The organism is Mesorhizobium neociceri (assembly GCF_013520985.1).
Lineage (GTDB): Bacteria > Pseudomonadota > Alphaproteobacteria > Rhizobiales > Rhizobiaceae > Mesorhizobium > Mesorhizobium neociceri.
Window position 1 is genome coordinate 94,500 of the sequence record NZ_JACDTY010000009.1, and the last position, 21,674, is coordinate 116,173.

Below are 21,674 nucleotides of genomic sequence, written 5' to 3' on the forward strand. Positions count from 1 at the left end.
CTGCGGCTACTCACGCTTACACTAAATCGATTAGAGCCCGCCGAGACGGGGCCAACCACGTTCGCGAATATGGAAGATCGACAAACAGGACCCGGGAAAGACAGAGCCGACGACAAGGCCGACGAAGCCAAAGTGGACCTGATTGCGGTTGTCGTCGCGGTCAATGACGGTGAGCCCTGTCTTCTCACCATCGGTCAGGCGGACACCTTGCCCTCGGGACCATTTGCGCTCGAGCATCGATCGCCGCAATCCGGTTTGAGGGGGTGGGTCGAACAGCAAACCGGCCATCCGCTTGGCTACATCGAACAACTCTACACGTTCGCCGATCGGGACCGTGTCGGCGCCGAGCGCCAGCAGCGCGCCATCTCGATCAGCTATCTCGCGCTCACCCGGAAGGAACAGGCAACGGCCTCATGCGCGTGTGGCTGGCACAGCTGGTACGAATATTTTCCGTGGGAGGACCACCGTTCCGGCACGCCGCCGGTGGGAGTGGATATTCTGAGAGCGCGCTTGATTGAATGGGCAGACGCCGCCGGCGATCCGGCCACGCAGCGCGAACGCCGGCAGAGGGTGGCGATCGCCTTCGGCTTTGACGACCGCCATTGGAACGAGGAGCTCACGCTCCAGCGTTATGAGTTGCTCTACGAAGCAGCATTGGTCGAAGAGGCGAGCGGCGGAAAGGCCACGCCTCCGCCTGCGGCCGTTTCTGGCAAGGCGATGGTCGCAGACCATCGCCGCATTCTGGCGACAGGCGTTACGAGGCTGCGCTCCAAGATCAAATACCGGCCGGTCGTATTCGAGCTCATGAGACCGACTTTCACGCTGCTCCAGCTGCAGCGAACCGTGGAAGCATTGGCTGGCAGGCTCATCGACAAACCCAACTTCCGCAGGCTTGTCGAGCAACAAGAGCTGGTCGAGGAGACTGGCGACACTTCGGTCGATACGGGCGGGCGGCCTGCAAAGCTCTATCGCTTCCGCCGTGCCGTGCTCGATGAAAGGGCTTTCGCAGGGACAAAATTGCCGCTTTCGCGGGCTTGACATACCTTATAGTCAAGATAGAAATATTCCCCTTATTGTCAGATCGAATATAATTGGAGGCGCTGATGACTGGGGCGTTACCTACGGCCGCGTCTCTGTATGAGCGTGTCAGGCGGGTCATCCCGCCAGTCGAATGGTCTGGTTTTGTCGATGACATTGAGGCGATTCTCGCGCTGAAGCGCGAGCGCAATGCGGTCATCCTGGCGCACAATTACCAGACGCCGGAGATCTTCCACTGCGTGGCTGACATTATCGGCGACAGCTTGGCGTTGGCCCGCAAGGCTGTGACGGTCGATGCTGAAGTCATCGTGCTGGCCGGCGTGCATTTCATGGCCGAGACAGCAAAGCTCCTCAACCCGGGCAAGACCGTGCTCATCCCCGATCTCGATGCCGGCTGCTCGCTGGCAGAGGCGATCACCGCGCAGGACGTGCGGTTGATGCGCCAACGTTATCCGGGCGTGCCAATCGTCACCTATGTCAACACTTCCGCCGCCGTAAAAGCGGAGTCCGACATCTGCTGCACTTCGGGCAACGCCAGGACGGTGGTTGAATCGCTCGGCGCGGCGCGTGTGATCATGCTGCCAGACGAGTATCTGGCGCAGAACGTCGCCGCCGAGACACAAGTCGAGATCATCGCCTGGCAGGGCCATTGCGAGGTGCATGAGCGCTTCACCCCTGCCGACATCAGGGAACTGCGCGATGCACATCCAGGGATCATCGTGCTCGCGCATCCCGAATGTCCGCCGGAAGTTGTCCAGGAGGCGGATTTCTCGGGCTCGACCGCCGCCATGTCGGAATACGTCGGCCGAGAAACGCCGGCACGCGTAGTCCTGATGACGGAATGTTCGATGAGCGACAATGTCGCGGTCGCGCATCCCGACGTCGAGTTCGTGCGCCCTTGCAATCTTTGTCCGCATATGAAGCGCATTACGCTCGCCAACATTCGCGCCGCTCTGGAGGAGAACCGGCACGAGGTCCGGATCGAGCCCGGGATCGCCAGCCGCGCGCGCCTGGCGGTCGAGCGCATGCTTTCCGTATGAGCTGCGACATTCACGACATCGGCGGGGCGCCGATCATCATCGGCGCTGGCGTGGCGGGCCTAATGACGGCGCTTCATTTGGCGCCGCATCCGGTCGTGCTTCTGTCCAATGCGCCGCTGGGAACCGAAGCCTGCACCGCGCTGGCCCAGGGCGGTCTAGCGGCAAGTCTCGGCGGCGAGGACGGGCCGGAATTTCATCTTTGCGACACGCTCGCAGCCGGTGACGGGCTCTGCGACGAGGCGACAGTGCGGCGACTTGTCCGAGCCGCCCCCAAAGCGATCAAGGCCCTCGAAGACTTCGGCGTCGCGTTCGACCGCTACTTTGACGGGCGCTTGCGGCTCGGGCTCGAGGCGGCGCATTCGCATCGGCGGATCGTTCATGCTGGCGGCGACGCCACGGGTCGCGAGCTGATCCGGGCGCTCATCGCCGAGGTGCGGTGCACAGCCTCGATCACCGTCCTGGAAAATGTGGAGGCTCGCCGGCTCGTCGTGGAAGACGGCGGAATCATCGCCGTGCTCGCAGTTTCGCGCACCGGCACGATCGTCTTGCCCACCCGCCGCGCGGTGCTGGCAACCGGCGGCATCGGCGGCCTGTTTTGCGATACCACGAACCCCCCTGGCTCATGCGGGCACGGGCTGGCGCTCGCCGCATGGGCCGGGGCGGAGTTCGCGAACCTGGAATTCGTGCAGTTTCATCCGACCGCGCTCGACGGTCCACGCCGGCCGATGCCGCTGGTGAGCGAAGCGGTTCGCGGCGAAGGCGCGGTACTCATCGACGAAGCAGGAGAACGGTTCCTGTCTGAAACGCCTGGCGGCGAGCTTGCACCTCGCGATGTGGTCGCGCGTGCGGTGTGGCAAAAGCTAGCTGATGGACACCGCGTATTCCTGGACGCCCGGCAATGCCTCGGCTCCAGGTTTAGCGATCGCTTTCCCGCCATCGCCAATGTGTGCCGCGAGGCAGACGTCGATCCCTCGGTCGACCCGATCCCGGTACGCCCGGCGGCCCATTATCACATGGGCGGCGTTGCCGTGGACGGAGCCGGGCGCAGCTCTGTCGAGGGCTTGTGGGCATGCGGCGAGGTGGCATGCACCGGTGTGCACGGCGCCAACCGCCTCGCCAGCAATTCGCTCACCGAAGCGGTGGTCACAGCGAGCTGGGTTGCTGAAAGCGTTGCCGGCACATCTCACGCCAGGCGCAGGCGCGTATGTTCCACATTTGTGCCTGCACGGCCAGATCCTTCCTGCATCCGCCCGGTCGTGTCAACCGCACTGGGCATCATTCGGGACGGCGACGCGTTGCGCAATGGAGTAGCGAACTTGCTGCCGATCGCGGCTGGCAACGTGGCTGCATCCGATCCCGCACTGGTCGCGCTGATGATCGCCATGGCGGCGTTGCGGCGCCAAGAGAGCCGCGGCTCGCACTTCCGCACCGATTTCCCCCGGCGCGATGCACAGGCCTTCCCCGCCCGGCTGACACTGCGCGGCGCAATGCAGGGCGCGGTCGCGCTTGGATGGGCAGGCACGGTCACGGAGCACCGGACATGAAATCATTCGCCCCCCTTCCCTCGGCGCTGATTGAGCCGATCGTGCGCAGTGCCTTGCTGGAAGACCTGGGCAGAAGCGGCGACCTTACCAGCGACGCGGTGATCCCGCATGACTGCACAGCCACGTTGATGCTCAAGTCGCGCCAGACGGGAATCGTTGCCGGCCTCGATCTGGTTGCCTTCGCCTTGCTCCTCGTCGAGCCAACGATCGAAATGCAAATCTGGCGCCCAGACGGCAGTGATGTCGCGGGAGGCGAGATCATTGCCAAGCTGTGCGGACCGGCGCGTGGCCTGCTCACGGCCGAGCGCACGGCGCTCAATTTCCTGTGCCGCCTGAGCGGCATTGCCACTGCCACGGCCGCGATGGTCGAGGCTGTGCGGGGCCATAAGGCAAAGATCGTATGCACGCGAAAAACGACGCCCGGCTTGCGCGCCCTGGAGAAATACGCCGTGCGTGTCGGCGGCGGCGCCAATCACCGTTTCGGGCTCGACGACGCCGTGCTGATCAAGGACAACCATATCGCCATCGCCGGCGACGTTCGAACGGCAATAGGGCGAGCGCGCGCCGCCGCGGGCCACATGGTGAAGATCGAGGTCGAGGTCGACACGCTGGATCAGCTCGATATAGCGCTCGCGCTGGGAGTCGACGCAGTGCTGCTCGACAATATGTCGATCGAAGATCTTGCGCGAGCCGTGGCGATGGTCAAGGGCCGCGTCATCACTGAGGCTTCCGGTCGGGTGACACCGATCACAGCGCCGGCAATCGCGGCGACCGGAGTAGATCTCATCTCCGTTGGATGGCTGACACACAGCGCGCCGATTCTCGACATCGGCATGGATATGCCGGCCCACGGGCACGGCTGCAGCCATTTGAACTGATGGGAACGAAAATTGAAGAGCTGCCAGCTTCGGAGCCGCATGTGCAGACAAGGTGCTGCAACGGCCGCACCCCCGTTGCGGTTCGGCTTCGACCCGCTGCGGTTCCAGGCGGGTTGCGCTGATGGATGGCTCATGTCGGACCAGACTCGCCGGCCACAAACTGCGGCACGCGTTCGTGGACCAGAAACAACGACTTTTCACGATGACGATCGGCAAGAGGTGGGGATGAACAAAGCCGTGGAATCAATGGACGGAGCACTGCCGCGATGGAACCGCAAACAGGCCGAGGCAATCCACGCCATGCCGTTCAACGACCTGCTCTTCCTGGCCCAGACCATCCATCGGCAGAACTTCGATCGAAACCGGGTGCAGCTCAGCCGCCTGCTGAGTATCAAGACCGGCGGCTGCCCGGAGGATTGCGGCTATTGCAGCCAGTCTGCGCATCATGGAACTGGCCTGAAAGCGTCGAAGCTGATGGAGGTCGAGCGGGTCATCGCCGAGGCGGCCAAGGCGCGCGAGGCCGGCGCCACGCGTTATTGCATGGGCGCTGCCTGGCGAAATCCCAAGGCCCGCGACATGGAGGCGATCGTGGCGATGGTGGAGGGTGTCAAGGCGCTCGGCATGGAAACCTGCATGACCCTGGGCATGCTGGATCTTGAGCAGGCCACTCGTCTAAAGCAGGCCGGCCTCGACTACTACAACCACAACATCGACACTTCCGAGCGCTATTACGGTGAGATCGTCTCCACCAGGACCTTCGCCGACCGGCTGGAAACGCTTGAGCATGTGCGCGAGGCCGGCATGAAGGTCTGCTGTGGAGGCATTGTCGGGATGGGAGAGGAAAGGGCCGACCGCATCGACATGCTGATCACGCTCGCAAATCTGCCCGAGCCGCCGGAAAGCGTGCCGATCAACATGCTGATCCCGATCGATGGCACGCCGCTCGGCCAGTCCAAACCCATCGATCCGATCGAGTTCGTCCGTACCATTGCGCTCGCCCGCATCTTGATGCCGAAGGCGTATGTAAGGCTCTCCGCGGGCCGCACCGCCATGAGCGAAGAGACGCAGGCGCTGTGCTTTTTTGCCGGCGCCAACTCGATCTTCGTCGGCGACACGCTGCTGACGGCGGATAATCCCGGCGAGGACAAGGACAGGCTTCTATTCCAGCGTCTCGGCATCGAGCCGATGGAATGTGAGGTGAAATGAACGAGCCGCCGCTTGCCCGCTTTGAGGCGACCTTGCAGGGGTTGGCGCGCAAGGACCGGCTGCGGACGCTTTCGCCGCGCACCGGGCTCGATTTCTCCTCGAACGACTATCTCGGACTTGCCGCCTCCAGGAGACTTGGCGATGCGGTCGCAGGCGCGATCGGACGGGGTACTCCGGTCGGCGCCACCGGATCGCGGCTGTTGCGCGGCAATGCACCGGAACACGAGGCACTGGAGGCGGACGCTGCGGCGTTCTTCGGAGCCGAACGCGCGTTGTTCTTCGGCAGCGGCTATATCGCCAACTTCGCTCTGCTGAGCACACTGCCACAAAAGGGCGATCTGTTGATCCTCGACGAGCTCGCCCATGCCAGCATGCATGAAGGGGCGCAGGCCGGGCGCGCCCAGTTCATTCTTTCCAGGCATAACGACGTCGACGCTGTCGACGATACGATCAAGCGCTGGCGCGCGCATGGCGGCATGGGGCGCGTGTGGATCGCGGTCGAAAGCCTCTACAGCATGGATGGCGAGTCTGCGCCGTTGGAGAGCTTCGTCGCACTTGCCGATCGGCACGAGGCCTTCATCGTCGTCGACGAGGCGCATGCGACCGGCGTCTGGGGACCGGACGGCCACGGCCTTGCGGCCGCATTCGAGGGCCGCGGCAATATCATAGCCCTCCACACATGCGGCAAGGCGCTGGGAGCATCCGGCGCGCTGGTTACCGGGCCTGCAGTGCTGTGCGATTATCTCGTCAATCGTTGCCGGCCATTCATCTATGCCACCGCGCCATCGCCGCTGATGGCGGTCGCGGCGCGCGAAGCGCTGGTGATAATATCCGAGGAGCCGATGCGCCGTGTTCAGTTGCGCGAGCGCATTTCCTTGGCGGGCCGGCAATTGGCCGAGCGGTGCGGGGTGACGCCCAGCGGCTCGCAGATCCAGCCGTTTGTCATCGGCGACGTCGCACGCACGATGGCGGTGGCGGCGGCCTTGCAGGCGCGCGGCTTCGACATCCGCGGCATTCGTCCGCCGACCGTGGCCGAGGGAACATCGCGCCTGCGCATTTCACTGACGCTCAATGTCGGCGAGGCCGACATTTCGGCCATGGTCGAGGCCCTTGTCGAGGTACTGGCCTCGGTATGACCAAGCGCCTCGTCGTCACCGGAACAGGCACCGGAATAGGCAAGACAGTATTTTCGGCAGGGCTCGCCGGGCTGCTTGACGGCTTCTATTGGAAGCCGGTGCAATCTGGCCTGGACGCAGAGACCGACAGCGAGGTCATTGCCCGGCTTTCCGGCTTGCCCGCGGGGCGCGTCTTGCCGGAAGCCTATCGCTTGAAAAGCCCGCTCTCGCCGCATCGCTCGGCTGAGATCGATGGCGTTGCCATCGAAGCGGCGGATCTTGCCTTTCCGCTTTTGCCGACACCGCTCGTAATCGAAGGCGCCGGCGGGTTGATGGTGCCGCTCAATCGACAGACAATGTTCATCGATATTTTCGAGCAGTGGCGGCTGCCGGTCATCCTATGCGCCGGCACCGCGCTCGGCACGATCAACCACACCTTACTCTCGATAGAAGCGCTACGGGCCCGTTCCATCCCGCTCCTCGGCATCGCATTCATCGGCGATGAAGTGACCGATACGCAACGGACAATCATTGAGTTGGGCGGCGTGCGGCAGCTCGGCAGGCTACCGCACCTCGATGAGCTGACAGCTGAAGAGCTGAGAGCAGCAATGATTGCTGGCTTCGACCTGGCCTTGATTGCCGGAGGGGAATGATGTCGCAGTCTCGAGTCTGGCATCCGTTCACGCAGCACGCGCTTGAGCCCGCGATCCCTGAAATCGTGCTGACGGAAGGCGCCTATCTCCACAAGGCCGACGGCTCCCGCATCCTGGACGCCATTTCGTCCTGGTGGGTCGTCACCCATGGCCACCGCCATCCCCGCATCATGAAGGCCATCGAGACGACCGCGTCGAGCCTCGACCAGATCATCTTCGCGGGCTTCACCCACGAGCCGGCCGAAAGGCTGGCCGAAGCGCTTGTCGGCCTCGCTCCTCCCGGCCTCGACCGGGTGTTCTATTCCGACAGCGGCTCGACCTGCGTCGAAGTCGCACTGAAGATGGCGCTCGGCTACTTCCGCAACATCGGCGCGCCGCGTTCGCGCATCGTCGTCATGGAGCACAGCTATCATGGCGACACGATCGGCACGATGAGCGTCGGCGCCCGCGGCGTGTTCAACGCCGCCTACGAGCCCTTGCTGTTCGAGGTCGACACCATCCCCTTCCCGGCCGCTGGGCGCGAGCAGGAGACGCTGGATCGCTTCGAGGCCGTCAGCCGCGACCGACACGCTGCCGCCCTGATTGTCGAGCCGCTCGTGCTCGGCGCCGGCGGCATGCTGATGTACCCGGCCTGGGTTCTGGCGGAATTGAAGAAGATCGCCGAGGCTTCCGGCACGCTGCTGATCGCCGACGAGGTGATGACCGGCTGGGGGCGCACCGGAACGATGTTCGCCTGCGAGCAGGCGTCAATCTCTCCCGATATCCTGTGCACCTCGAAGGGCTTGACCGGTGGCGCCATCCCGCTGGCCGCCACGCTTGCCACCGGCGCCATCTTCCAGGCTCATTATTCCGAGGACCGCAGGAAGACCTTCTTTCACTCGAGCTCATACACCGCCAATCCGATTGCCTGCGCGGCCGCACTTGCCAATGTCGAGATCTGGCGTGACGAGCCGGTGGCAGAGCGGATCGCGGCCCTGAGCGCGAGGCAGGCCGCTGGACTGCAACGCTTCCGGCAAAATCCATATTTCACCGATTGCCGAAGCGTCGGCACGATCGCGGCCCTCGATCTGCGCACCGGCTCAGCTGGCTATCTGGCCGAGATCGGGCCGAAGCTGCGCGCATTCTTCCTCGAGCGCGGCCTGCTCGTACGCCCGCTCGGCAATGTCCTTTATCTTCTGCCGCCCTACTGCATCACCGGCAACGAGTTGGACGGGCTCTATGAGGCGATCGAGGAGGCCGGCGAACGCTTCGGTTGGCGGCCATGAACCGATCTTCGCGCATTCTCGGCTTCGGTCATCATGCGCCGTCGCGCAAGGTGGAGAATTCGGAAATCGAAAGCCGTCTTGGGCTCGAGCCCGGCTGGATCGAACGCCGCACTGGAATTCGTTCGCGCTTCTGGGCAAATGAAGAGGATACGCTCTCGGGCCTTGCCGCGCATTCCGGCGACATGGCGCTGGCGAATGCCGGCATCGGCCGCGGCGACATCGGCCTGCTGTTGCTGGCCACCTCGACACCCGACCACCTCCTTCCACCAAGCGCGCCCCTGGTTGCACATAGGCTGGGACTGGGCCGCGCCGGTGCGGTCGATCTGACCGGCGCCTGCGCCGGTTTCGTCTATGCACTGATGTTCGCCGACGGATTCACCCGCCTGCACGGCAAAGCGAGCCTTGTCATTGCCGCCAACATCCTCAGCCGCCGTATCAATCCGGCCGAGCGTGCCAGCGCCGTGCTGTTTGCCGATGCCGCCGGCGCCATGGTGATCGGTCCTTGCGACGACCCGGATCGGGGCATTCTCGGCGCCTCGGTGGATTCGGACGGCTCGCGCTACGGGCTGATCCAGATTCCCGCGGGAGGAAGCAACACGCCGTTCCATGGCGACCTCGACCTGGCGCAGACCCGAATGACGATCACTGACGGCCGTGAAGTGTTCGCCAACGCGGTGGAGATGATGACTGACTGCTCGAGAGGTGCACTCACTGCTGCCCGAATGCGGCCGCAAGACATCGATCGGTTCGTGCCGCACCAGGCCAATGCCCGGATTTTCGATGCCGTCGGCAGGAACCTTGGCATTGCAGATGACGCAATCGTCAAGACCATTGCCGATTACGGCAACTCTTCCGCCGCGACCATCCCCTTGTCACTGTCGCTGGCGCACGGGATCAGACCCATTCTAGCTGGCGAAAAACTGTTGCTGGCGGCAGCGGGGGCTGGGCTTTCCGGCGGAGCCCTGGTCGTTGGGGTCTAGTTCCAGCCTAGCGTGGTCCTCGCCTTGGCCTCCGCCCGTGCCGATTCGCCAGCACATCGCGCGGCAGAACGGAATGTGGAGATAAAGCTACACCGAATTTTGGCCGGCAGGCTGCTCAGCCATTCCTCATAGTCTTCAGTACAGACCGTGGCGGCACCGTCGGATACACGTATACCAAGGCGGCCTCGCGATATTTTGTCGGTTCGAAATCTGCAACAGCTACCATCCCATGCCGCTGACCACGTCTAGTCGCTGCACGCTCCTGTTGTCTTTGAGCTGTGTCAGTACGTTCCAGTTTTGCCGCCGCTCCTTTGGTAAGTAATCATTGCGCACGCGGCGAACGTCACGTAACGGCCGATCGGTCTTGGCTGGTCGGCCTTTGGTATTACTTCGCTTTCCGTCAGTCGGCGCAGGTCCAGGGGATGCCAAGGAAGCGCGGCGTCGCTATGTCCCGCGAGACGAAGGGGTGTCGGGACCACACTTTCGCCGCGATCTGCCCAGCGCCTGCTGACTGCTGAAGGTGCGCCCAACGCGCACGGTACGACAAATCACCGCCCCGTCGGAAAAGCGAGGAATCGGCGTAACAAGCGTTTGTCGCTACTGAACGAAACTGTCGTGTTTCGAACATTGTAAACATGGTCAAAACGCTTGCTTTGATGCGCGGCGTGACGCTCAGGGCACGAAAGAACAAGCCGACGCGGGCTTGCCGGTGAACTTTCCTGTCAGTGCACAACTACGTCTTCAATGTGGCACGTCGCTTGCTCAATGAACGTCGGGAGCCGCTTTGACGGTCTACCCGCAAGGCCGACAACGGGCATGGCGGATTGAGCTAGAAGTGCTGAACACCCGAGATGATTTAGCTGAAGAGCTGCGCCTGTGAGCGGTCGCCACAGCGATGTTGCGCTCAGGTCGGCTCTCCAGCTCTCCAAGGAGTGTATGACCTCGTAATCTTTGTCGTTCACGCAAAAGCATCACTTTGCAGGCCGTAAGCTTGCTGGTGACAAGCTCGGAATTACTGCACGAGTATCATTCGTTATGTCAATTTTGTTCCGGAGCAATTCAGTATGACCGATAGAATTATGCCGCGATGCATTTTCTTCGAGGCATGGGGAATAGGACAATGATTCGCTCTTCGATGTCCTTCTCTTTTTTAGTCTTTGAGTGGAAATCAAGAATGAGTATCAAGAGCGTTCTCGGCTCGGCTGCGGCCCTGATCGCAGTCTCCGATGCTCGCGCCGCCGGCACCGAGCTGGAATCGATCGAATATGTCAACATCTGCGATGTCTACGGTTCGGGCTATTTCTACATTCCCGGCACCGAGACATGTCTGCGCATCGGCGGCTATGTTCGCTCCCAGATCGGCCTCGGCGACGTCGGATCCTATGACGGCGCAAGAACCTTCGACGCCAGGACTGGCAAGGATCAGGGAACATGGTGGAATAGCACACGCCTCGCATTCAAGACCTGGACAGGTCAGGGAACCGAGCTCGGCATACTGAAGACCTACACAGAAACACGCCTGAACTTCGGTACGCGCAACGGCCTGCAAAGTCCTCAGAACTATGCTTTCAACAGCGACATCGCGCTGACTTTCGCTTGGATTCAGCTTGGTGGCCTCCGACTTGGGAAGGACTGGTCGGCCTTCGACAGTTTCATTGGTTACGCTGGCAACGTCCTAAATGACAAGATTGCTCCATATGGCGACTTCGACACGAACGTGATCCAGTACTACTTCGACGCGGACAACGGCTTTTCGGCTGTGGTCTCACTCGAAGAGGGCTCGGGTGTGGTCGGCACTATCGATAGCTATGTTCCGCACTTCGTCGGTGGAGCGAGATACACGCAAGGGTGGGGCGCGATCGCCAGCGTTGTCGCTTATGATACCAACTATGACTCGGTGGCCGGAAAGATCCGCATCGATGTGATTGTCGCGGACCAGCTGTCGCTATTCGGAATGATCGGCTATGGTTCCAATGGCAAGCTCAACGATGACTCCGCCAATGTCGTCGACGCCAATGGCCGTGGGTTCTACAGACAGTGGGGCGGCAACTGGGCCTTGTGGGCCGGCGGCACCTATTTGTTCGACAAGAAAACGTCGGTGAACCTTCGGTTCTCTGGCGATCAGTTCAAGAACTATGGTGTGGCCGCAAACGTCGTCTACACGCTCGTGCCAGGTTTCACGGCGACGGCCGAAATCGATTACGACCACTACGGCAATTTCGGCGTCGGCATGGTCGACCCTTCGAACGTGAATTGGACCAAGGCTGACAAAAAAGACAGCGTCGGCGGCGTCCTCAGTTTCCAACGCTCATTCTGACGGAATGAAAAGCTCTCGGTGGTCGATTGCGCGAGCGGTGCTATAACCTCCTGTAGACGATCGCTGAACCCACGCGAGACTGGAGGCCAAGGCCACCGTTCCCGTCCAGCAGCCCAATTGTTGGTCCGCCCGATTACTCGACGGTCAGCGCTTCTGAGAGAGATGCGATTGCTCGCCGTCTCCCCGTCTCCCGAAATAATGAGGCTGATCAAGCCGAGCTCGCCACTCGCGCGGTAATCTGCTGTACACTCTTACGTCACCAGGCCCGATCAGACCGGCTATACGCCGGGCACGTCCGCCCTGCTGGATCTGAAGACTGCCAAATCGGGTAGCCAATGCGCCAATCGGCTTCCATCTCCACCGATGCCCCCTCACCACGCAAATCCACTCTTAAGGGTTTAACAACCCACCGCCATCTGTAAAATGGCTTGCGCCCCCTGGGTCGACCAAGCAACATTGGTAGCTCAGGGTCCAGAACTCGCCACATCTTTGGTCGCAACGCCGGTTCGCTTTTAGGAATCTCAGCAGGATATATGCGACGGCCTCTCCTGGGCAGCCTACGTGCTCACCATCGTTGAGCCCAGTTTGGCTTTTCCTCCAACGATGACGCGACCGTCCGATGATGAGAGTTCAAGGATTCCGCCGCTCACCGATGCCTGAAGCGCGCGCAAATCCGTTCTACGAAGGAGCCTCGCCCAATAAGGATAAAGCTTGCAATGGGCCGAAACGCAAACTTGATCCTCATCAATGGCGATCCTCGGTGAAAAGAACCTTGATACGAAATCAAATTCACCGATCGCGCCGTCCCGATCCGTCAAACCCGTGATAGCAACACCGCGGCATTCGATCTCAGCTATGCTGCGAAAGTTCGGCAGGTACTCAAGAACGGCACGTTCGTCATCGACTACCACAATATAATCGTCATAGGCTTTTCGAATCTCCTTAACCGGGATGTCGATCGCTTTCTGGACAATTTCGTATTCCATCGGATCCGCAGGAATCGTCTCAATTACCGGAAGCGCGATTTGTACGATATCCCCTTTCCGCCAACCCTCGAGAAGCCCTCCACGGGAGTGGTAGAAGACTCGATTGGAACGACAATAGCCGGCGCAAAATAGCCAATATGTTGCTGCCAATGTTGCATGTCCACAGAGGTCCAGTTCGGAGTTTTGAGTAAACCAGCGAACTTCGAAATGGTCTATTTCCTGTAAGGCGCGAAGAAAAACTGTCACGGGCTGGCGAAAATGTTGCGCCAGCAGCAGGCACTCGGCCGTCGCCGGGAACCTGTCATAAAGCACAACTGCCGCCGGATTGCCCGCGAACCGGTCGTCCGCAAACGCATATACAACCTCTGACGACCGATCGTTACGCGGGCGGCTCACACCAAACGAATCCTTGCTCGAAGCTGGCGGTAGAATAAAGCCTTTTTGGGCTGTCATTTCCAATCTCCTTAGGCCACCCATCCAAACATGCCACGGCTAAGAATTCCGCTCTTCGCTCGGATATGCCCGCCGTGCATCGGCTCTGGCGTTCTGGTGTAGGAATCCGAATGGTTCAGCTCGCATGATGGGAACCAGCCTGGTTTCCATATCTCCTGCGTCTACCAGCCTTGCATAGGTCCCAGCTATTGCGAACTCCCGCACAAGATCTCTCATCTCGCGAATGTCACGCATGGTATCATGTCCAAGAAACCAATATTCGGGTCGCGCTTTGACGTCTCGTGTATAAACGGGCGTCGACACGTCAATCGCGCCGCCTCCGAAATCGGCGCGCCCTTGCAAGTTGATCGTCTTGCTGTAAGGCACATCCGCTATGACTTCGCACCGGTGAACATGAGTAAAGCTTGACGTGCCTAGGCCGACAATTAGACCAGATGAACGGCTTATCTCCCCAAAGATCGAGTCGTCACCAAACGGACTGCATCTCCACCAGTCGACTTCGCACAATTCGCGCATACTCGGGCCGGCCACGACCATAGAATAGGCCGGATGTTTGGTGCGCCCAGCAGGAAGTTCTCGCATCACAAGATCTGCTAACACCCCGGTCTCAGACTTGCTTTCCGACCAGTGAAAACGCCGAGTGGAGCAGTAGCTCAAAGTGAATGCCGGGATCATAATGGTCGCCGACGCCGCTATCCGCTCTAACCCTTCAAGAAGTATGGCCGTCACCTCCTTGGCAGTCACGTTCCGTAAAGCTGCAAGTGACGAGTGCAGCATAATTGTACTTGGTGACCTATTTTCGATGTATTCTATAATCTCCACCAACTCGCGCCTAAACTTGGTACCCTCTCTGCTCTTGCCTGTGGTTCTCCCATGGAATTCACTGCAACACAACGGTTGAATTTGCTTTGCCCATTCCCCGAGCGACAGGTCTTGATTTTGATAGACATCTTCGCCAAACTTAAGGCCAGCTTCCGCCAACTTGAGCTGAATATCTAGGAAACTAAGTGAATCTATGTCGCACTCCCGGGCTGTCAGGCCGGCAAATACCCATCTTCCCATGACGGCGTGGACCGCTTGCAGCAGGTGATCCAATGGGGTCCCATTCGAATTTTCCGTCTGAGGTGTGGCATCGTTCGAGTTCGCCCTGAGCTCCTCCTTGGCAATTCTCTCAAGGGCTCGTTGGTCAAGTTTTCCGTTGGCAGTGAAAGGAAGCCCGACAAGAGGGACAACGAGCCTCGGAACGCGATCATTCGGCAGGACCTCCGCGAGTCGCCGATGAATTTTCACCACATCGGCGTCCCCGGGTGTCACCATGCAGACCAAATCTTGGCCCTTGTCATCGTCTTTATCCACCACGACCACCGCCGTATCTTTGCATAGGCCGGTCCTGTCAATGGCGCTGGTAATCTCCCCTTTTTCCAGTCGAGTTCCTCGATACTTAATTTGATCGTCGTTTCTGCCGAGAAACCGCAACCCATCTTCTTCCGATGCTGCGACATAGTCTCCGGTGCGGTAAAGCACTTGCTCACCGTTAGCCGTCGAGAAAGTCACGAAACGAAGCTTCGACTGAGCTTCGTCAGCTACGTAGCGTTGGGACGTTTGCACTCCCCCAACCCAGAGCTCGCCCTCAACGTTACAACCAACGCTCGCATTACTTTCGTCAAGAATGTAGAAATCGACGTTGTATGCTGGTTTGCCGATGAACATCGGGAGATCAACATCCTCTCGGCGACAATAGTGATAGCTAACGGCAACACAGCACTCGGTTGGTCCGTAGCTGTTCACCAAGGAAGTGTTAGGAAGAATCACGTAAAATCGCCGCCTAAGCGAGTCTGGCAAGGTCTCACCATTGCAGACCACATACTTGAGATCCGTGAACCGTTCCGCCACACCGGGGAGGCGTTCGAGAGTCCCGATAAACCGTCGTAGTAGTGTTGGAACCATCTGAATGACGTTCGCGTGGCTCTCAGTGAGAAATTCGATTGTCTGCATGATCTGAGCTTGCAGTTGCGTGGCAGGCAACACAATTGTGCCCCCGGTCGCAAATGGTAGGAAGAACTCGGGGATTGAGACATCGAATGCTGGCCGCGTAAGCTGCGCAATGCTTGTGCCCTCCGAGAAATCGGTCATCTCGATATACCAGTCGATCAGATTCAGCAGGGCCCCCTGGGAGACGGGTACCCCTTTCGGGATCCCCGTGCTCCCGGAGGTATGCATAATGTATGCTATGTTTGGGAATGCGGCGTTGACACCATCGCGTGTAGGGAGGCGCTCTACGCGCATTGAACCCCTTAGATCCAGGCTAACGATGGCCTTGGCCTTCGTGTTGCGGATGATATGATCCAACCTCTGGTCCAATTCCGATGGGTCAACAGGCACAAATACAAGGCCCAGCATTTGAGTAGCAAAAATGACAACGACCAAATCAACTGATCGGGGGAGCTTGAGAATAACCGCATCACCAGGACGAATGCCGATGGCCTCGAAACTCCCCACAAGAGTCGACGCGGACATGCCCAACTGCCGATAGCTTAGGTCGCCGCCATCTTTCGTGCGCACAGCCGTGTTGGATCCAAACTTATCCAGAGTCTTGGCAATCACATCGGCTATGTTGTCACCGGGAAAACGTAACGGCCGGCGAGGACCGGACATGGTCGGCACTAAAATCTGCATCGTAGGGATCTCCACTTGCAGTTTTCGTGAACTGACCGCATACGGCCAATCTCATTTCGTGGGGGTCTCAATTATCGTGCCAACCCCGCGGAGGAGTAGTTCGGAACCTACCCCGAGATTCTTCAATGGCTTTAGTGATCTGCCGCGGACATCGCATCTAGCGCTATCCTGTCGCGACCTTGACAGGCCACCGGTATTGTCGGGTTAGCGACGTCGTGGGGCGCTGTCGGTTTGCCGATTAGGACTCCCTCGCGATGTACCTGCAGATGCGATCGATTGCAGGGGGGGTCGAGGCCGTGTCCATTCGCCCACCGAGGCCGAGCATGCCCCGGCGCTGGTGAATGGTTCTGCGCAACCGCCCTTTGCCTAGACACGGTGCACTCCACGACAGCAGCGTCCCAATGCGAAGGCTTGGTCCATTTCGGTGATGTCTTGGCTGCCGCAGGTCGCGGGTCAGAACGGGGCTGCCGCCGAGTCCACAGAAAGCTCTGGCACTTTTTCTAGCTCCTTCATTGGCAAGGGCCTGATCGCGGCGTGTGCACAGGCACGCAGTTCCGCAAGCCATTCCTCCGATCCTTGAGCTTCATCCGCGTGACGCGCCATCCGCTGCGCGATTCGGCCATGAGCAGCGCAATGGCGAACAGCCAGACCGTCGGACCGCCTTCGGCATTGCCTCTGGGAGATCCAAAGGGCCTCGCTACCGTCCATTCGAAACATTCGACATGGGTAGGTCGCAACTAGACACGCGCGCCCGAACTCATCGTCGTGTTGGGTCCGTGACAAAACCTGCTGATTGTCTTGTTTAAGTAAACAGCTGAATTTGTTCGCGAAATTCGATCCTAGGCTTGGTCACTGAATTGGCACGGGGTTTGAGGGCTTTCGTTGGGCAGTGCGGGAGTCCCTCCAGCATTTATGTCTCGATAGGTGAGCAAAGTATGTTCACTTGGTCAAGTTGACTCATAACCCTGGAGTAGCGTCGACAATGTCACACGATTTCATTTACGCGGACGATTGGGCGTCAGTCTATGAGGAAATAACTGAGGTCCGAGGCAAAATAACTGAGGCAGACGACACGGCCGCCTTTCTGGAGCGACATTGCAGCGGAGGCAATGCGCTCGAACTCGGCATCGGCGACGGACGCGTAGCTGTTCCGTTGAGCGCGCGGGGAGTCAAAGTGGAAGGGATCGACAATTCCGAGAGCATGCTTAAACTGCTTGCTAGCCGCACGGACGTAGTTAAAGCTCGGCATGGGGACATCGCCAATTTCACTTCACTCGACCGCTATAACGCCGTGTTCTGTATTTACAACACGTTTATGCTGCTATACACGCGCGAAGCGCAAATTGCTTGCCTCCGGTCTGCTGCATCAGCCTTAAAGGATGGAGGTACATTGGCAATAGAAATAGAAGTTCCGGCCTTGGATGGGTTCATCAACGGCCAGAAAACAACGACGTTACTTGTCGATCAAGTGAACACAATTCTCCGTACGGACGTGCACGATGCATTGAGGCAGAACTTGGTTTCATCGTTTCTGTGGTTTTCCGAAACATCGGTCCGGCGTTTGGCACATCGGGTACGATATGTGCATCATCAGGAACTCGATACAATGGCCGACTGCGCGGGGTTAAAGCTGGTAGAGCGTTTGTCCGATTGGACGGGAGGAGCGTTCACCCAAGCCTCCACACGTAATATCTCCCTCTATCGTCGCTCCACCCTGTAGTGCAGCGACTAGCCTGACTTTAACTATGATCGCTTCGACATTGGCATTCGGTTGCGTTTAATCGGTGAGGCACGACAGTCGGCCGTGAACTCGCCGCAAGCGGTTGATCTGGCAAGTTGATTGAGGCGGACGGCAGGTTGGGAATTGCATGATAAGCGGTATTTGGGCGCTGTTTTCCTGCACCTTGTGCTGCGGAGCGTGATTCACTCGGCCGGCGGTGGCGAATCGAAGGGACGGCGAATGTCCAAGCTACGCGAGAAGCGCGAGACGGGAGAGCAGGACCTGTTCCGCTTCAGGCTCGACCAGATCATCAATATCAAGCACGAACTGGTGCGACTGGCAGGCGATCGACTGCCCGGAGCTGAAGGAGCGTTTCCGCGCCGTCTATTCGGACGGCACTGGCATGCCGCCACTACCGCCCTGGCTGGTTGCGGGGTTGGCGATCCTCACGCACACCTTCAAACTGTCAGACGAGGTGCTATGCAGCGCTGGTGGACAACCCCTATTCCAGTATCTCACCCGCGAGGTTTTTTTTCTGTCATGCGCTGCCGTTCGACCGCTCGTTGATGACGCGCTGGCGCAGCCACATGGGCGAGGAGCGGATCATGGCGCTGTTGTAGGAAAGCCTCAGCCTTGCGGTCGAGACCGGGGCGGTGAAACCGGCCGACACGCAAGCTCATCCCCCGGCGCGCGAGCGGCTGGTGCGCATGGCCAAGAGGAAGGGGCTCCATTTGCGCCAGAGCTATGTGCGTCTCCAAGCTGGCGCTGATCCAGCCACGAGCGCTATGCCCACGTGCAACGTGGGATGTTACCGGCCTCAGGTGGAGAACTGTATCAGAGCCAGACTGGACAGGCGATGATCTGCGGCGGTAAACGTTCGTGACCCATCGCTGTGTTATGCGTCGGCTCTGTCTGGCAGATCCTTCAACGGGGACGGTCAGGAATTCTGTGCGCGAGGCCGATTTCGTCATTGGCTGACGAACCTCTCGCCGAAGACGACGGCGAACTGGGTCCTTGCCTCGAACCATTCGCGCGGCGGTCGTTTCCAGTCCTCGGCCGCATGGTTCAAAACAAGATATAGCAGCTTCATGGCCGCATCGTCACTGGGGGAGTGTCCGCTGGTGCGAACGGCGCGACGCAGCTTCGAGTTCAGCGCCTCGGTGGCGTTGGTAGCCGGTATGATCATGACGGTGCCATCCGATCCCCGCTGGAGATGATCGATTTTCGGCGTATGGTGCGACCATCCGGGACAGGGGCACCGGGAGCACGCCAAGTGCGGGCAGTCCGATATATTCGATGAGCTGCGAGCTTGCGTTAGTAGCTGGCCGCCCCGGCGACCTGCCCGGTTGCGCCGAGAGCGCGAATCCGTAGGTGTCGCGTCGCCCGCCAGCTCCCGACTGTTTGAGGAGAGGGAGCCGATGAGACGCGTGATTTTAATGGACATCCACCACATCTTTGCGGAGGTGGTGCTTTCGAAAATGCTGCGCCATTACAGACGGGTCGGCATGACCCGCTCGGGACTGGAAGGGTTTGGCCGCAGTTTGCGACGGACGGATGAGATTGTCGTCGAGGCTACGGGCAACGCAATGGCGGTGGTGCGGGTTCTGTCGCCCTATGTCGACCGGGTGATCGTCGCCAACCCGATGCAGGTGAAGGCGATCGCCCATGCCAGGATCAAGACCGACAAGATCGATGCCGGGGTTCTGGCGCAGCTCCATGCCAGCGGCTTTCTGCCGGAGGTTTGGGTTCCCGATGAGCGGACTGAGCGGCTTCGCCGCCTCGTCGCGCGGCGCAACCAGGTCGTGCGGCATCGCACGCGCGTGAGGGACGAGGTGCATGGCATCCTGCAGGCGCACCTCGTGCCGAAGTGCCCGCATGCCGATCTGTTCAACCGTCGGGGTCGCGTCTGGCTCGAGCGGCAGGTGCTTCCCGACGACGAGCGGGCCGCTATCGCTCACCACATCCGCGAGATCGACCGCCTAGCCGAGGATCTGGCTCACCTCGATCGGGAGATCGCCCCAGTTGATGACGTGCAAGTCCGGCGGCTTCAGACGATCACCGGCGTCAATGCCATCGTCGCGAGTGGTATCATCGCCGCCGTCGGCGACATCCGGCGGTTTCGCGAACCGCAGAAGCTGGTGAGCTACTTCGGCCTCAATCCTCGTGTGCGTCAATCCGGTCTTGGCTTGGCGCAGTATGGCCGGATCAGCAAACATGGGCGTTCCCATGCCCGCGCCATGGCCGCCTGGGCGGCGGCGAAGGCGCCCGGACCGCTCAGGGCCTTCTTACTGCGCATCCGCAACAAGCGCGGCCATCAGGTCGCAGCCGTGGCGCTCGCCCGCAAGCTCGCCGTGTTGATCTGGCATTTGCTGACAAAGGAGCAGGACTACTTCTGGGCTCGCCCGGCGCTGGTGGCGGCTTTGTCGTCGAAGTCGGGAAAGCGGCGCTGGTATTTGGCGATCAGCTTCGGATCGAAGGTCCCAGCCCGGTCGCGCGGGATCGACAGCGTCATCTTCGACGTGCCCGTCAGAACCGACTTCCTCGAATGGCCGTTGCGGCGATTGGCGCTGCCATCGGTGCGGTCGCCCTCGAGATGCTCGTCGAGTTCAGCGTTCAGAATTCGCTCTGAAAGCGCCTTCTTCAGGTCGTCGAGCAATCCGTCCTTGGCAAACACCTCATTCGGATCGCGGCCGGCAAGCAGTTGGTCCAGAAGTTCCTTCTCGATAGCCATGTGATGATTCTCTCCTTTCCATCATCATGGCCTTGCGCACAGAATTCCTGACAGTCCCGAAGCCCGGATAGCGACTCTTGAAATCGACATTCACCCGCAAACCCTTCTGCACCATTTTTTTAGTCAAATGAGCGACCCAGGTAGCTTGCTGCCTGCCTACATCACTGAAATCAGATGCTGGAGGTAGGTCACCATCTTGCCGGTCACCAACGAGTAGCCCGCCTGCCTGGTCAAAACAAATGTTTCGACCAGTGGCGAAGCCTCGACAAATTCTTTTATCACCAGGTTTGGTAGCTCAGCGTTGCGGACGCATGACGGATAAACCGTAACGCCGAGGCCTGCTGCCACCATACTGAAGATGGTAGCGCCATCCTGCGCCTCAAGGGCAATCCTCGGCACGAACCCGGCAGTTGCACAGAATGCCTCCACCGTCGGAAGGTAAAGTTCCCAGCCCTCGCGATCACCCATAACGAACGGCTCTTCAGCAAGATCACTCAGTGAAACGCGTTCCTGTCCCGCGAGCCGGTGGTGTCGGCTGATCACAGCGACCAACGGCTCTTGCGTGAACGGCATTACTTCTACGTTGCCCTGAAAGCGGTGCCTTACGGCAAAGCCAACATCGATACGATTGGCGTTAAGATCGGTGGACTGTGCGTCTGATCGATGACGTTTTAAGCTGACTTTCACAAGCGGGTGAGTCCGCTTAAATTCAGCCAGGAGGGGTACCATAGGGCCGTGGATCGCAAAATCCATGTAGCCAACTCGCAGTTCGCCGGTGAGGCCGATCTCTGCCTCTTGCGTGAGCTGAACCGCCCTTTTCATTTGAGCGAGCGTATAGTGCGCTTCCGCTAGAAAGACTTTGCCGGCCAGGGTGACACGTGTTGATCGAGTCGTCCGGTCTAGAAGCTGCACACCGAGCTTGGCTTCCAGCATGCTGATTGTTCTGCTTAAGGCCGGCTGGGCAATGTTAAGCCGCTTCGCAGCACCCACGAAGCTTAGCTCCTCTGCAACAGCCACAAAGGCACGAAGCTCCCTCATTTCAAGGGACGGAGATGCCATCCAAGTGTTCCAT

General features: G+C 59.9%; 14 protein-coding genes and 4 pseudogenes. 13 read left to right on the forward strand and 5 right to left on the reverse strand.

Annotation, left to right across the window (positions count from 1 at the left end; translation table 11 throughout):
* Nucleotides 1-69 precede the first annotated feature (69 nt).
* The 10 genes from H0241_RS19205 (at nucleotide 70) to H0241_RS19250 (ending at nucleotide 12,036) form a co-directional block, all read left to right on the forward strand.
* Complete coding sequence (locus tag H0241_RS19205; RefSeq protein WP_181059189.1) at nucleotides 70-1,038, forward strand: NUDIX hydrolase; 969 nt, start codon at nucleotides 70-72, stop codon at nucleotides 1,036-1,038.
* A 65-nt stretch (nucleotides 1,039-1,103) separates the two neighbouring features.
* A complete protein-coding gene (nadA, locus tag H0241_RS19210) occupies nucleotides 1,104-2,078 on the forward strand; it encodes a quinolinate synthase NadA (RefSeq protein WP_181059190.1) in 975 nt (324 codons plus the stop codon).
* Nucleotides 2,075-3,622, forward strand: coding sequence for an L-aspartate oxidase (locus H0241_RS19215; RefSeq protein WP_181059191.1), 1,548 nt, complete (start codon nucleotides 2,075-2,077; stop codon nucleotides 3,620-3,622). Before nadA ends, H0241_RS19215 begins: the two co-directional genes overlap by 4 nt.
* Nucleotides 3,619-4,500, forward strand: a complete 882-nt coding sequence (nadC, locus tag H0241_RS19220) for a carboxylating nicotinate-nucleotide diphosphorylase (protein WP_181059192.1) — start codon at nucleotides 3,619-3,621, stop codon at nucleotides 4,498-4,500. The genes H0241_RS19215 and nadC overlap by 4 nt, the downstream gene beginning before the upstream one ends.
* A 246-nt stretch (nucleotides 4,501-4,746) precedes the next feature.
* Nucleotides 4,747-5,706 (forward strand): biotin synthase BioB, encoded by a 960-nt coding sequence (gene bioB, locus H0241_RS19225; RefSeq protein ID WP_407941760.1) that lies wholly within the window; start codon nucleotides 4,747-4,749, stop codon nucleotides 5,704-5,706.
* Entirely contained in the window at nucleotides 5,703-6,842 is a 1,140-nt protein-coding gene (locus H0241_RS19230; RefSeq protein WP_181059193.1) for an 8-amino-7-oxononanoate synthase, read from the forward strand. Before bioB ends, H0241_RS19230 begins: the two co-directional genes overlap by 4 nt.
* Nucleotides 6,839-7,474: a dethiobiotin synthase gene (gene bioD / locus H0241_RS19235; protein ID WP_181059194.1), complete on the forward strand. Its 636-nt coding sequence runs from the start codon at nucleotides 6,839-6,841 to the stop codon at nucleotides 7,472-7,474. The genes H0241_RS19230 and bioD overlap by 4 nt, the downstream gene beginning before the upstream one ends.
* Nucleotides 7,474-8,739 carry an adenosylmethionine--8-amino-7-oxononanoate transaminase gene (locus H0241_RS19240; protein WP_181059195.1) on the forward strand — a complete coding sequence of 422 codons (1,266 nt, stop codon included), beginning with the start codon at nucleotides 7,474-7,476 and terminating at the stop codon, nucleotides 8,737-8,739. Before bioD ends, H0241_RS19240 begins: the two co-directional genes overlap by 1 nt.
* Nucleotides 8,736-9,719 (forward strand): beta-ketoacyl-ACP synthase III, encoded by a 984-nt coding sequence (locus H0241_RS19245; protein WP_181059196.1) that lies wholly within the window; start codon nucleotides 8,736-8,738, stop codon nucleotides 9,717-9,719. The genes H0241_RS19240 and H0241_RS19245 overlap by 4 nt, the downstream gene beginning before the upstream one ends.
* A gap of 1,174 nt (nucleotides 9,720-10,893) precedes the next feature.
* Nucleotides 10,894-12,036 (forward strand): porin, encoded by a 1,143-nt coding sequence (locus H0241_RS19250; protein WP_181059197.1) that lies wholly within the window; start codon nucleotides 10,894-10,896, stop codon nucleotides 12,034-12,036.
* A 557-nt stretch (nucleotides 12,037-12,593) separates the two neighbouring features.
* On the opposite strand, the gene H0241_RS19255 is transcribed toward H0241_RS19250, so the two are convergent.
* Nucleotides 12,594-13,475, reverse strand: coding sequence for a PhzF family phenazine biosynthesis protein (locus H0241_RS19255; RefSeq protein ID WP_181059198.1), 882 nt, complete (start codon nucleotides 13,473-13,475; stop codon nucleotides 12,594-12,596).
* 39 nt (nucleotides 13,476-13,514) lie between these two features.
* Nucleotides 13,515-16,151, reverse strand: coding sequence for an AMP-binding protein (locus tag H0241_RS19260; RefSeq protein WP_181059199.1), 2,637 nt, complete (start codon nucleotides 16,149-16,151; stop codon nucleotides 13,515-13,517).
* Between the two features lie 982 nt (nucleotides 16,152-17,133).
* Here H0241_RS19260 and H0241_RS19265 point away from each other — a divergent pair.
* Both H0241_RS19265 and H0241_RS35700 read left to right on the forward strand, forming a co-directional pair.
* A complete protein-coding gene (locus tag H0241_RS19265; protein WP_181059200.1) occupies nucleotides 17,134-17,871 on the forward strand; it encodes a class I SAM-dependent DNA methyltransferase in 738 nt (245 codons plus the stop codon).
* Nucleotides 17,872-18,111: 240 nt separating this feature from the next.
* A pseudogene (locus H0241_RS35700) lies at nucleotides 18,112-18,673 on the forward strand (transposase); the annotation flags it as partial.
* Between the two features lie 165 nt (nucleotides 18,674-18,838).
* Here the strand turns inward: H0241_RS35700 and H0241_RS19270 are convergent.
* A pseudogene (locus H0241_RS19270) lies at nucleotides 18,839-19,054 on the reverse strand (transposase); the annotation flags it as partial.
* A gap of 235 nt (nucleotides 19,055-19,289) precedes the next feature.
* Between H0241_RS19270 and H0241_RS19275 the strand changes: the two are divergent.
* Nucleotides 19,290-20,318 (forward strand): annotated as a pseudogene (locus H0241_RS19275) (IS110 family RNA-guided transposase); the annotation flags it as partial.
* On the opposite strand, the pseudogene H0241_RS19280 reads toward H0241_RS19275, so the two are convergent.
* A pseudogene (locus H0241_RS19280) lies at nucleotides 20,270-20,602 on the reverse strand (transposase); the annotation flags it as partial. The pseudogenes H0241_RS19275 and H0241_RS19280 overlap by 49 nt on opposite strands.
* A 156-nt stretch (nucleotides 20,603-20,758) precedes the next feature.
* The gene (locus H0241_RS19285) at nucleotides 20,759-21,661 is read right to left on the reverse strand and encodes a LysR family transcriptional regulator (protein WP_181059201.1); all 903 of its coding nucleotides are present in this window, start codon (nucleotides 21,659-21,661) and stop codon (nucleotides 20,759-20,761) included.
* Nucleotides 21,662-21,674: the final 13 nt, after the last annotated feature.

Bases quoted from the DNA above. Each gene is read 5' to 3' on its own strand.
- H0241_RS19265 (WP_181059200.1), top strand. From the start codon at position 17,134: ATGTCACACGATTTCATTTACGCGGACGATTGGGCGTCAGTCTATGAG.
- H0241_RS19285 (WP_181059201.1), bottom strand. From the start codon at position 21,661: ATGGCATCTCCGTCCCTTGAAATGAGGGAGCTTCGTGCCTTTGTGGCT.
- H0241_RS19230 (WP_181059193.1), top strand. From the start codon at position 5,703: ATGAACGAGCCGCCGCTTGCCCGCTTTGAGGCGACCTTGCAGGGGTTG.
- nadC (WP_181059192.1), top strand. From the start codon at position 3,619: ATGAAATCATTCGCCCCCCTTCCCTCGGCGCTGATTGAGCCGATCGTG.
- bioD (WP_181059194.1), top strand. From the start codon at position 6,839: ATGACCAAGCGCCTCGTCGTCACCGGAACAGGCACCGGAATAGGCAAG.
- H0241_RS19255 (WP_181059198.1), bottom strand. From the start codon at position 13,475: ATGACAGCCCAAAAAGGCTTTATTCTACCGCCAGCTTCGAGCAAGGAT.
- nadA (WP_181059190.1), top strand. From the start codon at position 1,104: ATGACTGGGGCGTTACCTACGGCCGCGTCTCTGTATGAGCGTGTCAGG.
- H0241_RS19260 (WP_181059199.1), bottom strand. From the start codon at position 16,151: ATGCAGATTTTAGTGCCGACCATGTCCGGTCCTCGCCGGCCGTTACGT.
- H0241_RS19250 (WP_181059197.1), top strand. From the start codon at position 10,894: ATGAGTATCAAGAGCGTTCTCGGCTCGGCTGCGGCCCTGATCGCAGTC.
- H0241_RS19215 (WP_181059191.1), top strand. From the start codon at position 2,075: ATGAGCTGCGACATTCACGACATCGGCGGGGCGCCGATCATCATCGGC.
- H0241_RS19245 (WP_181059196.1), top strand. From the start codon at position 8,736: ATGAACCGATCTTCGCGCATTCTCGGCTTCGGTCATCATGCGCCGTCG.
- H0241_RS19240 (WP_181059195.1), top strand. From the start codon at position 7,474: ATGTCGCAGTCTCGAGTCTGGCATCCGTTCACGCAGCACGCGCTTGAG.
- bioB (WP_407941760.1), top strand. From the start codon at position 4,747: ATGGACGGAGCACTGCCGCGATGGAACCGCAAACAGGCCGAGGCAATC.
- H0241_RS19205 (WP_181059189.1), top strand. From the start codon at position 70: ATGGAAGATCGACAAACAGGACCCGGGAAAGACAGAGCCGACGACAAG.